Annotated in this window: 14 protein-coding genes; 7 read left to right on the forward strand and 7 right to left on the reverse strand. The window is 58.7% G+C overall.

The genetic code is table 11. The annotated features are described in order from the left end of the window. Positions 1-105: 105 nt before the first annotated feature. From pstA to L1P08_RS08525, 4 genes are all read right to left on the reverse strand, one after another. Positions 106-1,383, reverse strand: coding sequence for a phosphate ABC transporter permease PstA (gene pstA / locus L1P08_RS08510; protein WP_303616600.1), 1,278 nt, complete (start codon positions 1,381-1,383; stop codon positions 106-108). A 7-nt stretch (positions 1,384-1,390) separates the two neighbouring features. After that, positions 1,391-2,770 carry a phosphate ABC transporter permease subunit PstC gene (gene pstC, locus L1P08_RS08515; protein ID WP_303616601.1) on the reverse strand — a complete coding sequence of 460 codons (1,380 nt, stop codon included), beginning with the start codon at positions 2,768-2,770 and terminating at the stop codon, positions 1,391-1,393. A gap of 76 nt (positions 2,771-2,846) precedes the next feature. After that, a complete protein-coding gene (locus L1P08_RS08520; RefSeq protein ID WP_303616602.1) occupies positions 2,847-3,887 on the reverse strand; it encodes a substrate-binding domain-containing protein in 1,041 nt (346 codons plus the stop codon). Positions 3,888-4,109: 222 nt separating this feature from the next. Continuing rightward, positions 4,110-5,393, reverse strand: coding sequence for a sensor histidine kinase (locus tag L1P08_RS08525; RefSeq protein ID WP_303616603.1), 1,284 nt, complete (start codon positions 5,391-5,393; stop codon positions 4,110-4,112). 137 nt (positions 5,394-5,530) lie between these two features. Here L1P08_RS08525 and ppk2 point away from each other — a divergent pair, with 137 nt between their 5' ends. The 4 genes from ppk2 (at position 5,531) to L1P08_RS08545 (ending at position 10,307) form a co-directional block, all read left to right on the forward strand. Then, positions 5,531-6,382, forward strand: a complete 852-nt coding sequence (gene ppk2, locus L1P08_RS08530) for a polyphosphate kinase 2 (protein WP_303616604.1) — start codon at positions 5,531-5,533, stop codon at positions 6,380-6,382. A gap of 147 nt (positions 6,383-6,529) precedes the next feature. Beyond that, complete coding sequence (locus L1P08_RS08535) at positions 6,530-7,333, forward strand: N-formylglutamate amidohydrolase (protein ID WP_303616605.1); 804 nt, start codon at positions 6,530-6,532, stop codon at positions 7,331-7,333. Between the two features lie 14 nt (positions 7,334-7,347). After that, complete coding sequence (locus tag L1P08_RS08540) at positions 7,348-8,853, forward strand: amino acid permease (RefSeq protein WP_303616606.1); 1,506 nt, start codon at positions 7,348-7,350, stop codon at positions 8,851-8,853. 71 nt (positions 8,854-8,924) lie between these two features. Then, positions 8,925-10,307: an aldehyde dehydrogenase family protein gene (locus L1P08_RS08545; RefSeq protein WP_303616607.1), complete on the forward strand. Its 1,383-nt coding sequence runs from the start codon at positions 8,925-8,927 to the stop codon at positions 10,305-10,307. 269 nt (positions 10,308-10,576) lie between these two features. On the opposite strand, the gene L1P08_RS08550 is transcribed toward L1P08_RS08545, so the two are convergent. Further along, entirely contained in the window at positions 10,577-12,058 is a 1,482-nt protein-coding gene (locus tag L1P08_RS08550; protein WP_303616608.1) for a mannitol dehydrogenase family protein, read from the reverse strand. Between the two features lie 138 nt (positions 12,059-12,196). Here L1P08_RS08550 and L1P08_RS08555 point away from each other — a divergent pair, with 138 nt between their 5' ends. Continuing rightward, on the forward strand, positions 12,197-13,072 hold the full coding sequence (locus L1P08_RS08555; protein ID WP_303619525.1) for a sugar kinase: 876 nt from the start codon (positions 12,197-12,199) through the stop codon (positions 13,070-13,072). A 60-nt stretch (positions 13,073-13,132) separates the two neighbouring features. On the opposite strand, the gene L1P08_RS08560 is transcribed toward L1P08_RS08555, so the two are convergent. Then, positions 13,133-13,678 carry a DUF924 family protein gene (locus L1P08_RS08560; protein ID WP_303616609.1) on the reverse strand — a complete coding sequence of 182 codons (546 nt, stop codon included), beginning with the start codon at positions 13,676-13,678 and terminating at the stop codon, positions 13,133-13,135. Between the two features lie 33 nt (positions 13,679-13,711). Continuing rightward, positions 13,712-14,632, reverse strand: coding sequence for a VOC family protein (locus tag L1P08_RS08565; RefSeq protein WP_303616610.1), 921 nt, complete (start codon positions 14,630-14,632; stop codon positions 13,712-13,714). A 209-nt stretch (positions 14,633-14,841) separates the two neighbouring features. Here L1P08_RS08565 and L1P08_RS08570 point away from each other — a divergent pair, with 209 nt between their 5' ends. Together L1P08_RS08570 and L1P08_RS08575 are read left to right on the forward strand one after the other, a co-directional pair. After that, positions 14,842-15,192, forward strand: coding sequence for a GntR family transcriptional regulator (locus L1P08_RS08570; RefSeq protein WP_303616611.1), 351 nt, complete (start codon positions 14,842-14,844; stop codon positions 15,190-15,192). Then, positions 15,193-16,071 (forward strand): ABC transporter ATP-binding protein, encoded by an 879-nt coding sequence (locus L1P08_RS08575; RefSeq protein WP_303616612.1) that lies wholly within the window; start codon positions 15,193-15,195, stop codon positions 16,069-16,071.

Genomic DNA, 16,071 nt, shown 5'->3' on the forward strand with positions numbered 1-16,071 from the left:
GGCCGGGAGCTGGCGCCCTCTGCCAAAGGCGTCGCGCTTGCGGCTTCATTCGGCGGTACAATCATTGTGCTATCGTTCATCGTTCTCTCGCAATCCTTGAATTTGCTACCAGCGCCGCTCAAGGCGTTGGCGCAGGAAAATGGCTATCGCGTTCATCACCAGAAGGAAGCCCAACAGAACCATGATACCCGCCGAAGTCCGCGCGACAAACCCGCGTTCGGGGCTGTCGGCCCAGATGAAAATCTGCGTGGGCAGCGCCGTTGACGCTTCCATCACACCACCCGGCGGGCTGGTGATGAAGGCGTTCATGCCGATGAGCAGAAGCGGTGCGGTTTCGCCAAGCGCCTGGGCGAGGCCGATAATGGTGCCGGTCAGGATGCCGGGCAATGCCAGCGGCAACACGTGGTGCAGAATAACCTGATGGGGGGACGCCCCGATGCCGGCCGCCGCTTCACGGATAGAGGGGGGCACGGATTTCAGCGCGGCCCGGGTGACAATAATGATGGTTGGCAGCGTCATCAGCGACAGAACCATGCCGCCGACCAATGGTGCCGAGCGCGGCAATCCGAACATTTGCAGGAAGACGGCAAGACCCAAAAGACCAAACACAATCGAGGGCACGGCCGCCAGATTGTTGATGTTGACCTCGATAATATCGGTGATGCGGTTCTTCGGCGCGAACTCTTCGAGATAGACTGCCGCGGCAATGCCCACGGGGAAGCTGATCAGGAAGCACACCATCAGCGCATAGAACGAGCCGACAATGGCACCGGACAGGCCGGCAATTTCGGGGAAGCGGCTATCCGCATTGAACAACAGGCCCCAGTTGAACGGTGTGCTGATACGGCCCTGGCTTGCCAATGCATCGAACCATTCGATCTCCCGGTCGGTCAGCCGGCGGCGCTCCTCGGGCAGATGGCGGCTTACAACGCCCTTTTGCATCTGGTCATAAGGATCAGAGACCGGCACGCGCATGGTCAGGGTCTTGCCGATAACCGATGGATCAGCCACGACAGCATCACGCACGAAGAACTGGGTGTTGTTCGTCAGGATTTGCTGAGCCTTGCGCAATTCGCTTGCGGCAATGCCGGGAATGGCCGCCTCAATGCCGTTTCGTACAACCGCACGCCAGTCACCCTTGGCGGGATCTGCGCGATCCACGAGTTCCTCCGAAATGGGGAAATCGATGGTGGCATGGGTCTGGATGAAAGCCTTGTAGCCGCCAGCCGAGATGGTGACCAGAAGTGTCAGCAAAAGCAGGATTGCCACGCTGATGGCGATCCGTCCGTACCAGCGCAGGCGGGCATCCGCGGCGTAGCGCCGTTTGCGCATCGCTTCCGCTGCGGTTTTTTGAGCTTGGAGTGTCGCGGCCATATCGGTCATGTCAATCTCAATCGTACTGTTCGCGGTATTTGCGCACGACCCGCAACGCCACCACGTTCAGTGCGAGCGTTATCAGGAAGAGCACAAGACCCAGAGCAAAGGCGGCAAGGGTTTTCGGACTGTCGAATGCCGTGTCACCAATCAGGAGCGTGACGATCTGCACGGTCACGGTGGTTACCGAGTCAATGGGATTAAAGGTCAGTGAGGCGATCAGGCCGGCGGCCATCACCACGATCATGGTTTCACCAATGGCGCGGCTGAGGGCGAGCAATATGCCGCCCACAATGCCCGGCAAGGCTGCCGGCAGAAGCACCCTGGTCATGGTTTCAGCCCGTGTCGCGCCCATGGCCAGAGACCCGTCGCGGAGCGAACGGGGCACGGCCCGCAAGGCATCATCGCTCAGGGAGGAAATGAAGGGGATGATCATGATGCCCATCACACCACCTGCGGCCAGCGCGCTGTTGGGTGATGTCGCGAGCCCGAACAGGCCACCTGCTTCGCGGATGGCGGGTGCCACCGTGAGCACGGCGAAAAAGCCATAAACCACTGTGGGGACGCCTGCGAGCATTTCAAGGATCGGCTTGACGATCGAGCGGGTCCGCTCATTGGCATATTCGACCAGATAGATGGCCGTATAGAGACCAATCGGGGTCGCCACTGTCATGGCGATGGTGGCGATAAGAATGGTGCCGACGAAAACGGGCACCGCACCAAAGGCACCGTTACCGGCAACCTGATCTGCACGGATGGCGATCTGGGGTTCCCAGTTCAGCCCGAAAAAGAAATCGGCTGGCGGCACAATCTTGAAGAAGGCCCAGGATTCGTAAAGCAAAGAGGTGATGATGCCGAGGGTTGTGAGAACGGCCGCGATGGAACAAAGGATCATCAGGCCCGACAGGATATTCTCGACGCGGTTGCGCGCACGAAAGGCCGGGGTCAGCCGGGCGCGGGTAAAGGCCATTGCCAGCAACATGATGCTGACGGCAACAACAACCATCGCCCATGCGCTGATCGACTGCCAGCTGCCCAAGCGTTCGGCGGCGGCAACAATATCAGGTGAGGGTGTGCCAAAAATCTGTCCGGCGGCGACGTTGCGCACTTCGGCGATAAGCAGGCTGATCTGTGCCGGCGATGCCCCGGCGGTCAGATCGTCGGGCAGACTGCCAACGAGCAGCCCATTAATCACATTGTTCTGAAACAGAACCCAGAGCAGCACCAGAACAAGGGCTGGCAGCCCCACCCAAATGGCGACAAAAGCCCCGTGATAGCCAGGCAGGGAATGTGTTGATTGGGCGGATTTGGCGGCAAACTTGTTCCCCGCGCTGCGGCCGACCCAGAAGGCGACACAAGACAACAACAGGATGGTTGTAAGTAGGTAGCCGACCACGATTATCTCCGCCTGTCGTTTTCTTCAGAAAATGCAGATCGGGGCGCTGGTGCGCCCCGATCCGAGAATTCAGCGCTTACTGGTAGCGCGTCATGTTGACGTTTGCTTCAACTGTGGCACGTGTTTCGTCGCGCTTGTCAGCCGGAAGCGGGATAAGGCCGCGCTCGGACAGGTAGCCGCCTTCACCGAAGGAATCTTCGGAAACATATTCAGCGACAAACTCTTCAAGGCCAGGGATCACGCCACGATGTGCGTTCTTGGCATAGAAGAACAGCGGGCGGGAAACGCCATAGGAACCGTCTGCAATGGTGTCAGTGTTCGGCGCAACGCCTTCAACCTTGACAGCCTTCAGCGTGTCCTGGTTTTCGTAGAGGAAGGAGTAACCGAAGATACCCAGTGCATTGTGGTCAGCATTGAGGCGCTGAACGATCAGGTTGTCGTTTTCGCCAGCTTCAACGAACGGGCCGTCCTGACGCATACGTTCGCAAACTTCGTCCTTGCGATCGCCTTCGAGCGCCGCGATGGCTTCAAATGCCTCACAACCTTCGTGCATTACCAGTTCCACGAATGCATCGCGGGTACCGGATGTCGGCGGGGGGCCGAAAACGGTGATTTCGCTGTCAGGCAGCGACGAATCGATTTCAGACCATTTGGTGTAAGGGTTGGCGACGATTTCGCCATCAACAGCAACTTCAGAAGCCAGGGCCATGAAGATCTGTGCCTTGGTCAAGTTCATGTCAGCAGCGTCCTGAGCATGGGCGATGGACAAGCCATCATAGCCGATCAGAACTTCGGTGATGCTGTCGACACCATTGTCGAGGCAGAGCTTGTATTCGGATTCTTTCATGGCGCGCGATGCACCAGTGATATCGGGATGCTGCGGGCCAACGCCTTCGCAGAAAATCTTCATACCACCACCGGTACCTGTCGATTCAACGACAGGAGCCGCGCCGCCGGTTGATGCGGCAAACTGCTCGGAAACAGCCTGGGTGTAAGGAAACACCGTGGAAGAACCCACGATACGGATCTGGTCGCGTGACTGCGCAAAGGCAGGCGCTGTACCGAGCGCGCTCACCAGAGCAATAGCGGTAGCACCGGCATAGAGTGCGGTTTTCATTTTTGAATTCCCTTTCAAAGCATGAGGGGTAGGATACCCGCGGACGCCGCCAGAGTTGGAAGCCGTGCGCCCTTCAACGAGCGGCAAACTATGCTTCCGTGCTGACGGTTCTATGTCACTTAAATGACAGTTCCGTGACATGTTAATTTATTGAAAAATATAATGTTTTTTCGACCGCCGCCGAGGAGAGCCCAAAACAGGCCCCGATTTGCGACGATTTTGTCACCTGGCGAAGAGAATCTCTACCGTCGTGCCCTCGCCCAGTTTGGAGCGAATGGACATTTGCGCGCCGTGGCGGCTCAGGATGTGCTTGACGATGGCCAGGCCCAGCCCTGTTCCCTTCTTGCGGCGGCTCGATTCTGCATCGACCCTGTAGAAGCGTTCTGTCAGGCGCGGCACATGCTCCTGGGCGATGCCCGCGCCATGATCTGTAATATGCACCATATAGGTAAAGCCGGGCCGCGACGAGGGGGCAAGCGCCACCTCGACACTATTGCCATCGGCACCATACTTGATCGCATTGTCGATCAGGTTCTCGAAAACCTCGTACAGCTCATCCTGCTGCCCCAGTACGTTCACCGGCTCTTCGGGCACGGTCACCTTGACCTCAACACCGGCTTCCTTTGCCTGGGTCTGCAACTCTTCAGCCACCTGCCCCAATATCAAAGACAGGTTCACATTGGTTGTGGGGCGCACGTGCTGGCGCAATTCGATGCGCGACAGCGACAGCAGATCATCAATGAGCTTGGACATGCGTTCGCCCTGGGCGCGCATGATACCCAGAAACCGCTCGCGGGCTTCGGGGTCTCTGGCGGCCGGGCCTTGCAGGGTATCGACAAAGCCGATCAGGGAGGTCAGCGGGGTGCGCAATTCATGGCTGGCATTGGCGACAAAATCAGCGCGCATGGCCTCGACACGCTTTTGTTCTGTCAGATTGTGCATGGTGACCACAATCCAGTTCGCCGCCTGCCCGCCCTCACCATTCATGTCGAGGGGTGAGACAAATATCTGAAACCAGGTCTCATTGGGGATGGTCTGGTGCAATTCCACATTCTGGGGCACACCGCTGAGGCGCACACGGTCAATTGCCGACAGCAGGGCCGGATGCCGGATGGAAAAGGCGATCGGGTTGCCGGCAGGGGTTGAGGGGAACTGGTTTGCCGCCGGGGGATTGCGATGCATGACCACGGCGCGCCGGTCGAGAAGAAAGCAGGGATCGGGCAGCGCATCGGCAAACTGGATCGCGGCCTGCTGGCGCATCTGGCGCTGCATGTCCGCCGCCGCTGCTGCAGGCACCCTGGCTTCGACCGTGCGCGGCAGGAAAAGCGTTGCCGCCAGAATGAGGGCGAAGCCGACAATGCCCTGCCAGAATGTCAGGTCACTGAAAAGGACGAACACGCATGTGACCGCTGCCGAGACGAGCAAAATGCCGCGCGCCGCGCCAAGGCGCATCTGCCATTTGGCGAGGACCACTTTGGGGAAGGCCGTTTCGAGATGATCCGTCATGTTCGGTTACCGTCAGAAAACAGCGGGTTTAACTTTTGATCGTGACAGCGTGGTGACGCAAAATACACATCGTTCGGGCAGATGCATTGCACTGCGGCGCTTCTCATAGCATGTTTGCGTAAAAACAAGGAACTATCGTGTCAGATAACGATCCCTTTACCGATTTCGACCTCAACGATCCGGAACTGCCCAAGCGCATCAAGCAAAAGGCGATGCAATCGGGCGGCTATCCTTACGAGAAGAAACTCGACAAGGACACCTATTGGGACGAGCTGGGCGCGCTGCACCGGGAACTGGTGAAGCTGCAGGCCTCGATCCAGGAAAGCGGCGAGCGGATTGCCATTGTGTTTGAGGGGCGCGATGCGGCCGGCAAGGGCGGCACCATCAAGCGGTTTCTTGAACATCTCAACCCGCGCACCAACCGCATTGTCGCCCTGCCCAAGCCGAGCGACAGGGAGCGCGGCGAATGGTATTTTCAGCGCTATGTCAGCCATTTGCCCTCCGCGGGCGAGAGCGCGCTGTTTGACCGCTCCTGGTATAACCGGGCCGGCGTGGAGCCGGTTATGGGGTTTTCCACCCCCGAACAAACCCAGCATTTCCTCAGTGAAGCGCCGCGATTTGAGCAGATGCTGGTTGATGACGGCATCCATTTCTTCAAATTCTGGCTGGATATGGGGCGCGAAATGCAGATCAAGCGCTTCCATGACCGGCGGCATGACCCGCTCAAGGTGTGGAAGCTCTCCCCGATCGATTTGAAGGCGCTGGGCCAGTGGGATGAATATACCGCGGCGCGGGACGCCATGCTGGAAGCCACCGACACCCCTTACGCCCCCTGGACGGTGATCCGGGCCAATGACAAGCGCCGGTTGCGCCTCAACGTGATGCGCACGGTGCTGCTGCAACTCGATTACAAGGACAAGGACCTCAAAGCCATTGGCGAGATCGATCCGCAGATCGTCTTGAGCGTCAAACAATATCTGGCACTCTGACCCCGGAAACCAGACCATTGCCATGGCGGTGCAGCGCTGGAACGGGGGTTGTTGCGGATATTGGCTGCGGCGGCCATGTCAGGGTTTGACTTGGCTCATCTTCCGTCCCAATCATGAGGACATGCGCTGACAGGGAGACGCGGTGAGATGGGAAAGCAGGATACGCATTTTGCGGCCAGCCTTCGGCCGCCTGCAATCGTTTTCAATCCCATGGGCCGGTCGCGTTTCCTCATTGTATGCGATCACGCCTCAAACCATATGCCTGCCGCCTATGGCGCGCTCGGTCTCAGCGCTATTGAACGCCTGATGCACATTGCCTGGGATCCCGGTGCACTGGCGGTGAGCAAAAAGCTTTCCGCTCTTCTGGATGCGCCGCTGGTGCAATCGACAAATTCAAGGCTCCTGGTTGACCCCAATCGCGGGCACGATGCCAAGGACCTGATCCCGGAAATCAGCGAAGCCACCCCGATCCCGGGCAATGCCGATATCAGCGCTGAGGAACGCGCGGCGCGGATTGCGAAATTCCATACCCCCTATCACAAGGCCATTGCCGCCCTGCTGGATGCGCGCGCCGCAAGAGGGATTGAAAGCATCCTGGTTGCCATGCATTCCTTCACCCCTGTTTATCACGGCGCGCAGCGGCCCTGGCCGGTGGGGCTCATTCATGGCGCGGATACGGGTTTTACCCAGGCGCTTTTTGATGCGTTGAAAGCCGACGCGCCGGAGATGAACGTGGGCTGGAACGAACCCTATGCTGCCCGGCAGGGCATTTATTACACCATGGACCTGCATGCTGATCAGCGCGGGTTACATGGCACGATGGTGGAAATCCGCCATGACGAAATCCTTACACCGGCGGGGGTGACAGACTGGACGGAGCGCATGGCGCGCTGCCTGACCCGGCTACTTGCCACACTCCCCTCTACCCCCGCATCTTCCCCTATCAGCTGACCCCGGAGACATTGATGAGCGAGACAACGGACGCGCCGACGCCCGCAGGCAGCGTGACCTATACGCGGCCCGATGCCGCCTATTTCGAAAAACGCGGTCTGGCGAAACATGCAGGGGCGTGGTCGCTCTGGGCACTTGGGGTGGGGGCTGTGATTTCAGGCGATTTCTTTGGCTGGAATTATGGGCTTGGGGTTGCCGGCTTTGGCGGGCTTGCCATCGCCACGGTGATTATCGCTATCATGTATGTGGGCATGGCCTATTCGCTGGCCGAACTCAGCCCGGCACTGCCGCATACGGGCGGGGCCTATTCGTTCGGGCGTACCGCCATGGGGCCGTGGGGCGGCTTTATCACCGGGCTGGCGGAGACCATGGAATATGTGCTGACCCCGGCGGTCGTTGTCGTTGGCATAGCCGGCTATATGAGCGCGATCAGCACGGACATGCTCGGCTTTACCCTGCCCAATCCGGTGTGGTGGCTGATTTTTTACGCCATCTTTGTGGGGCTCAATATTGTCGGGGTGGCGCTGACGTTCCGCTTTACCATTGTCATCACCTTTCTGGCTTTGGCAATTCTGGCGGTGTTCTGGATCGGGGCGATCCCGCATTTCGATTTCAACCGCTGGGCGCTCAATATCGGCTATGACGGGGTTGAACTGCCAAACGGAGGCGGGCCCTTGCTGCCGTTTGGCTGGCAGGGCATTGCTGCCGCCCTGCCCTTTGCCATCTGGTTTTATCTGGCCATCGAGCAATTGCCGCTGGCGGCCGAGGAAAGCCATGACCCGAAACGCGACATGCCGCGCGGGCTGCTCTGGGGCATGCTCACCCTGATCATCGCCTCGGTACTGACCCTGTTCTTTAACGCCGGCATCGCGCCGGGGGCCCATGCGGTGGGCACGGCGACCGATCCGCTGTTTCTCGCCTTCAAGACGATTTTTGGCGACGGCGTTGGCGCTTCAGCGCTGGCCCTTGTGGCGGTGGCGGGGCTGGTGGCCTCGTTCCACACCATCATTTACGCCTATGGCCGCAATATCTATTCGCTCAGCCGGGCGGGCTATTTTCCGCGCTGGCTCAGCGTGACCCATGGCACCCGCAAAACCCCGCATGTGGCGCTGATCGCGGGGGCGGTAATCGGCTTTGTGATTTGCCTTGCGCTTGAATATGGCCCGGCCGTGTTCGGCGCAGTGCCGGTGGGGGCCGTCCTGCTCAATATGGCGGTTTTTGGCGCGGTCATTGCCTATATCATGCAAATGATTGCCTATGTGCGCATCAAGCGGCTGGCGCTGACCCGGCCCTATGTCAGCCCTTTGGGTAATTTCGGGGCGATCATTGCGGGGATCATCGCCGCCATCACGCTTTTGTCGCTCTTGCTCAATCCGGATTACCGGCCCGGTATTTATGGCTGCGCCATCTGGTTTGCCGCCGGGCTGTTGTATTTCGCCATCGCCGGGCGCAACAGGCTTGTGCTGTCGCCGGAAGAGGCCTTTGCGCTGGCTCATGCTGAAGAGGCAGAGCGGCCATAAAATATTCGGAGTTGAAGCGCAGGTTTGAACGGACGTAAGACTAGGGCAACACGCAAACCCAAAGGTGCCTCATGGCCGACACGGTCAAACTGATTTCCCCGATTGATGGCAGTGTTTATGCCGAGCGACCGATTGCACAGGACGCGGAGATTACCCGCGCCCTCACCCGTGCGCACGGCGCGCAGGCCGAATGGCGGCGCACCCCGATTGCCACGCGCAACGCCTATATGGCGAAATTTCTTGAGGCGATCACCGCGTTGAATGCAGCTATCGTGCCTGAACTGGCCTGGCAGATGGGCCGGCCGGTGCGCTTTGGCGGCGAGAATGGCGGGATCATCGAGCGTACCGAATATATGATGTCGATTGCCGAGAGCGCCCTTGCCCCGATCCAGCGCACCGACAAGCCCGGCTTTCGCCGCTATATCAGCCACGAGCCGCTTGGAATCGTGCTGGTCGTTGCGCCCTGGAACTACCCCTATCTGACCGCGGTCAACACCATCATTCCCGCGCTGATTGCAGGCAATGCGGTCATCCTCAAACATGCCTCACAAACATTGTTGGCGGGCGAACGTTTTGCCGAGGCTTTTGCCATGGCGGGACTGCCTGAGGGCCTGTTTCAAAATGTCGTTCTCAGCCATGGCCAGACCGAAGCCCTGATCGGCTCGGGCAAGATTGACCACATCAATTTCACCGGTTCGGTGGAAGGCGGCCGCCGCATCGAACGCGCTGCCGCCGGCACTTTCGCCACCCTCGGGCTGGAACTGGGCGGCAAGGACCCCGCCTATGTGCGGGCCGATGCCAATCTCGATTTTTCCATCGAGAGCATTGTCGATGGCGCTTTCTACAATGCCGGGCAATGCTGTTGCGGCATTGAGCGGATTTACGCCCATGAAGATGTCTATGACCGGGTGGTCGAGGGCGTTATCGAGCTGACCAAAAAATATGTCGTCGGCAATCCGCTGGATGAAGCGACCACCATGGGCCCGATGGCGCAGCCACGTTTTGCCGATGCGATCCGTGAGCAAAAGGAAGAGGCTTTGCGCAAGGGTGCGAAGGCCAATATCAATATGCAACTGGCCAATGACAAGCAGGGCTCGCCCTATCTGGCACCCGAAGTGCTGACCAATGTGAACCATCAGATGTCGGTAATGCGCGAGGAAAGCTTTGGTCCGGTCGTCGGGATCATGAAGGTCAAGGATGATGCGGAAGCCATCCAGCTGATGAATGACAGCCCCTATGGCCTGACCGCCTCGATCTGGACCATGGATACGGACAAGGCCGCCGAGATTGGCGATCAGGTGGAAACCGGCACGGTATTCATGAACCGCTGCGATTATCTCGACCCGGCGCTGGTGTGGACCGGGGTCAAGGATACGGGCAAGGGCGCGGCCCTCAGCGAAATCGGCTTTGCCAATTTGACCCGACCCAAGAGCTTCCATTTGCGGGAAATCTAGAGCGGGACACCGGGAGGGCGTTCTAACTGAAATCGTCACCCTCGGGCTTGACCCGGGGGCCTATGACCCGCCATCCACACCGAAAAAGGACGGGGTTCAGGCAAACTTCCCAACGCCCACCTGTCCACCCGCCCCATCGCATGGGTACTCGGGTCAAGCCCGAGTATGACGATGCGGGGTGGCGCAAACCTCAACTCCCCATCGTCATTGCGAGCGACCAAAGGCCGCGCGGCAATCCAGAAGCGGCAAACACCACCCCCCAGTAATTCCTAGCCTTCCGGCCCATTGACCACCGTTTCAACCGTCGCTAGTGCCCCTTGATGCAACAACTGCCCGAGGAGGGTGACCAGTTGCTGGCGGAAGCTGGCGACGTTGGGCAGGTCTTCGCCGAAGACTTCGGCCAGCCCCAGGAAGGCGGTTGCCATGGCGTCGGGATTGGTGTGTGCACCCTGCCCGAGGAAATGCATACGGTCGGCCAGCGGGTCGCGCACGTCGATTTCGGCACCATTCTCGTCAATGCCCGAGGCATAGCGGATCCAGGCGGCGACGCCGAGGGTGAGGCGAACGCGTGGTTCGCCGGCTTCAATGCGATCGCGGATAGTGCCGAGCAGGCGCTGCGGCAGTTTCTGGCTGCCATCCATGGCGATCTGCCAGGTACGGTGCTTGAGCGCAGGATTGGAGAAACGCTCCAGCAGCGCATCGCGATAGGCATTGAGATCGGTGCCGGGCATATCCAGCGTCGGCATGATCTCGCGGGTCATCATGTCGTGGATCAGCGTCTTGAAATCAGGATTGGCCACGGTCTCGGAAACGGTTTCAAACCCGGCCAGATAGCCGAGATAGGAAAGGGTCGAGTGCGAGCCATTGAGCATGCGCAGTTTCATGTGTTCGAACGGTTCGACATCGTCGACCAGTTGCGCGCCCGCATCTTCAAACGGCGGCCTGCCATTGGGGAAATTATCCTCGATCACCCATTGGGTGAATGGCTCGGTCATGATGGGCCATGCATCCTCGCAACCGATGGCTTCGGCAACAAAGGCACGGTCCTCGTCGGTTGTGGCGGGGACGATGCGATCGACCATGGTGCCGGGGAAGGCTACTTCTTCGGCAACAAAACGGCCAAGGGCGGCATCGCGCAATGCGGCAAAACGGGAGACGATGCGCTTGGCGGTTGCGCCATTGGCGGGCAGGTTATCGCAGCTCATCACCGCAAACGGGGCAATACCCGCCGCCTGCCGCCGGGCCAGCGCCTCGACAATCAGGCCGGGGGCGCTTTTGGGCGCGGTGGGGTTTGCCAGATCATGAACGATATCGGCGTGTTTGGTGTCGAGTTCGCCGCTGGCGGGATCGTGGCAATAGCCCTTTTCCGTCACCGTCAGCGAAACGATGCGGATTTTGGGATGAGCCATGATGGTGAGCAGGCGTTCGCGCTCGGCATTGGCATCGATCACCTCAAGGATGGAACCGATGATGCGGCAGCGGGTGCCCGCAGCATCGCGAACCGCAACAGTGAACAGCCCATCCTGCGGGTCCAGCGCGTCCTTGGTATCGGGCCGGCGCAGGCTCGCGCCGATAATGCCCCAATCTGGATGATCCTTTAAAAGATCGTCGACATAAACGGCCTGATGGGCACGATGGAAAGCGCCGATACCGATATGGACAATGCCCGGCGTTATGGCCGCACGATCATAGTCGGGCTTTTGCACATCGGCAGGAAGAGCGTTCAAACGGTCATTGGAAAGGCGTGTCATTATTGTCCGTCGCGGTTTGGTCTGGTAAGTCGACACGACAATAGCGGAGCTGGGCCGGAACCGCTACCATTCCAGACGCAGTACACCGGCAAAATTTGGGGATTGGCGTTGAAGCGTTTTGTAAGTATCGGCGAATGCATGATCGAAATGTCTGGCGGCGAAAACCAGACCTATAAGCAAGGCTATGCCGGTGACACGCTGAATACCGCCTGGTATGCGCGGGCGGCCCTGCCCGACACGTGGTCCATCGATTATTTTACCGCGCTGGGCGACGACATTTATTCCGGGCAGATGCTGGATTTTCTGAAGCGCAACCAGATCGGCACCAGCGCTATCAGGCAAATCCGCAACAAGCGGCCCGGCCTTTATATGATCCACCAGGCTGATGGCGACCGGCACTTCACCTATTGGCGCGACACATCTGCGGCTAAAATGCTTGCCGATGACGCTGATGCGCTAAAGGCGGTCACAGATGCGGCTGACCTGATTTATTTCTCCGGCATTACGCTGGCTATCCTCTCTCCGGAAGCGCGCGGACGATTGCTTCAAAGCGTTGGAAATGCGCGCAGCCGGGGCGCGCAAACCGCATTTGATCCCAATATCCGCCCGGTCCTCTGGCCTGAGGCAGATGCCCTTAGATCCGCCATGACAGAAGCGGCGAAAGTATCGAGCTTCGTCTTGCCCACGCATGATGATGAGAAGCCGATTTTCGGCGACCGCACACCTGAGGAGACCGCTGCGCGCTATTTGCAGCACGGGGTAGAGGAAGTTGTGGTCAAGAATGGTGCGGAAGATGCGCTGATTTTTACCGCTGACGGACAAACCACTGTGCCGGCATGCAAGGGCGCAAAGGTGATTGATGCGACAGGCGCCGGGGACAGCTTTAACGGGGCCTATCTGTCGGCCCGGCTGCAAGGCCAGTCTATCGCGGATGCGGGCGCTTTCGCGCACAAAACCGCCGCGACGGTTATCGGCCATCGCGGCGCGCTGATTGATCCGAAATTGATCGGCTAGAGCGTTTCCAGAATAAGTGGCCCCACTTATTCGGTTCGGAAACGCGACAAACCAAAGACTCTAGAACATCGAGTCGCCGGCTTCTTCGATATAGGCGATCTCTTCGGGCGTTGACTGACGTCCGAGCGCGGCATTGCGTTTCGGATAACGTCCGAAACGCTTGATCAGCGCGTGGTGCTTGGCTTCGAATTCGAGCGTGTCGGGTTTCCCCAACGTGCCGAAAAGGCGTAGCGCCTCTTCATGCACCAGCAGGGATTCTGAATGCATATAGGGCATGTAAAGAAACATGCGTTCGGTATTGTCGAGCGCCAGATCATGGCCGCCGGCAACCGCCTCCTGCGCCAGTGCAAGGGCCATGCCGTCCTGGGCAAAGGCCTTGGCGCTATCGCGGTATAGCTGACGCGAGAACTGATCGAGCACGATGATTTCGGCCAGGCGTCCCCTCGGGGTCTCGCGCCAGGTATAGGCTTCACCCTGCGCCACAAGCGGCACGGTGTCGGCAAAAGCTTTTGCCAGTTCAGCATCGAATTCGGCCTTGCCGCCAAACCAGTCCTCAGCCCCGTGGGTCACAAACCAGAAATTGTGGACGTCTTCAGCGGTTTTCATGGTGCCTCCTCGCACGCGGTTCAGTTCAGGGAGTCAATTCTCGACCATAATATGCAGGCTGTTGCCGGATGGGTCAGTGATCGCAAAACCATCCGGCCGCTCGGTCAGGGCAATATCATTGTCACTCAGCCTGATCTTCAGCGCGTCTGCTGTTGCCGTGTCGGGCAAAACAATTGTGTACCAACGCAGGCCAGCGGTGTTGGCCGGGGCGGGTGTTGCCTGAGGTCCGTTCCAGACATTGAACGCCAGAATATGCGGCATGTAATCCAGAACCACGTCGCCCATACCGAACGTATAGGATAGAAGCTGCCCCCCGAAACCGAGCACATCACGATAGAAGTGCATCGATTGGTCGAGGTCGTTCACATGGACGTGCACATGGCCCACCCGTGCCCCCTCGGGCATTAACCCCATCGGGTTATAATCAGGCGTGATCTCGCTCATCAGGTCATCAAGATCAATCGGCTCGCGTCCGGAATGTGGCTTGCCATCCGCCGTCAGGCCATAGGCGTCACCATCATCGGGCGTCTGCAACCGCCCGCGCCAGGGCGTTTCGAATGCGACTTCAATGCCGTTGCCGTCATGATCCCAGATATACACCGCCTCGGAGACCAGATGGTCTGTCGGTGAGAAGCGGATATTCGCTTTCGCGGCCCGGAAGACAAAACCGGCGAGATCCCGCCGTTGCGGCACATGGATGGCGACGTGGTAAAGCCCTGTGGTGCGTGGGGCGACCGGCTGGTCTGAATCAAGATGCAGCACAATCAACACCTTGGTGCCAATGCCCAGGTCGATCTGCGCTGCGGTCTCGCGGATCACTTCCAGCCCGACCACATCGCGCCAGACAGCCAAAGCCCTTGCGGCGCTTGTCACGCCAATATGAACCGCGTCCAAACGGGTGCTCAAAGGCAGGATGGGGGCACTTGGTTTCAGCGTATTGGTGATCGTTGGCATTGGGGCGAACCTTTTATTTGTTGCCTTGAATATAGGCCGCCCCTTAACTGCAAACCACCCGTGTTGGTTCAGCCATGACGGCTTGATCGTTCGTTATTTCACAACAATAATCTGACACTGATCACATGCTTTGTCGGTACATCTTGTAAATTTTCCTTGCCATCCAATTTAGTGTGTTATATCACTAGCACACTAACTAGGTAAATCACATGACCCAATGGAATGATACGCAGCCGATATTTCTGCAAATAAGACAGCAGATCATCACGCTGATTTTGGACGGGACGGTCGCCGAAGGCGCGGCTGTGCCATCGATCCGGCAGATCGCAACAGACCTGTCGGTCAACCCGCTCACGGTGACCAAAGCGTATCAATCGCTGGTCGACACCGGCATTGTCGAGAAGAAACGAGGACTAGGCATGTATGTCAAAGAGGGCGCGCGGGCAGCATTGCTGGCGCAGGAGCGGGAAAAATTCCTGCATGAGGAATGGCCACGTATCCTGCAACAGGTGGAGGCACTCGGCCTCAAGGTTCAGGACCTGATGGGCGAGGACAAATAAATGACCGACCAGACCCCCATCATCACCGCCCGCAATCTGCGCAAGCGTTTTGGCCGCACGGAAATCCTGCACGGGCTCAATTTCACTATTCCCACCGGCCGCATTTACGGACTGATCGGACATAATGGTGCCGGCAAGACCACGGCGCTGAATGCCATTCTGGGGCTGACCGATTGCGAGGGCGACATTTCCGTTCTTGGCAAAGCCCCCTTTCAACACCGCGCCGAGCTGATGAACGATGTGGCGTTCATTTCCGATGTTGCCAGCCTGCCCAGGTTTTTGAAGGTTCGCGAGCTGTTCGACCTTCTCGACAATATTCACCCCAATTTTTCGCGGGAGAAGGCAAATGTATTTTTACAGGGGACCGATCTACGGCCTGAACTCAAGATTAAAAATCTATCGAAAGGTATGGTCGCTCAGCTTCACCTGGCTGTCGTCATGGCGATTGACGCTAAGCTTCTCGTGCTCGACGAACCCACGCTCGGACTCGACATCACTTACCGTAAACGGTTCTACCGGCGGCTGCTCGAAGACTATATGAATGACGAGCGGACGCTGCTGATCACCACCCATCAGGTGGACGAGATCGCCTCCATGCTGACCGACATCATGTTTCTGCGCGATGGCGAGATTGTGCTCGATGTCCCCACCGATGAGGTGGATGCCATCTATAGCCAGATCTCGGTGACGGGCGACAACATTGCCAGGGCGGCCGCATTGCAGCCGGTGTTTACCGAAGCCCGGTTTGGGCAAACGGTGATGATTTTCGAGAACGTGGCGCGCGAAAAACTCGATGGGCTGGGGCAGATTTCAACCCCCACCATCAGCGACCTGTTCGTTGCGCTCATGCAGCGCCAGACGGCCAATCCAGGAGAATAA

Origin of the sequence: Mariluticola halotolerans (assembly GCF_021611515.1) — a bacterium.
Classification (GTDB): Bacteria; Pseudomonadota; Alphaproteobacteria; order Rhizobiales; family Devosiaceae; genus Mariluticola; species Mariluticola halotolerans.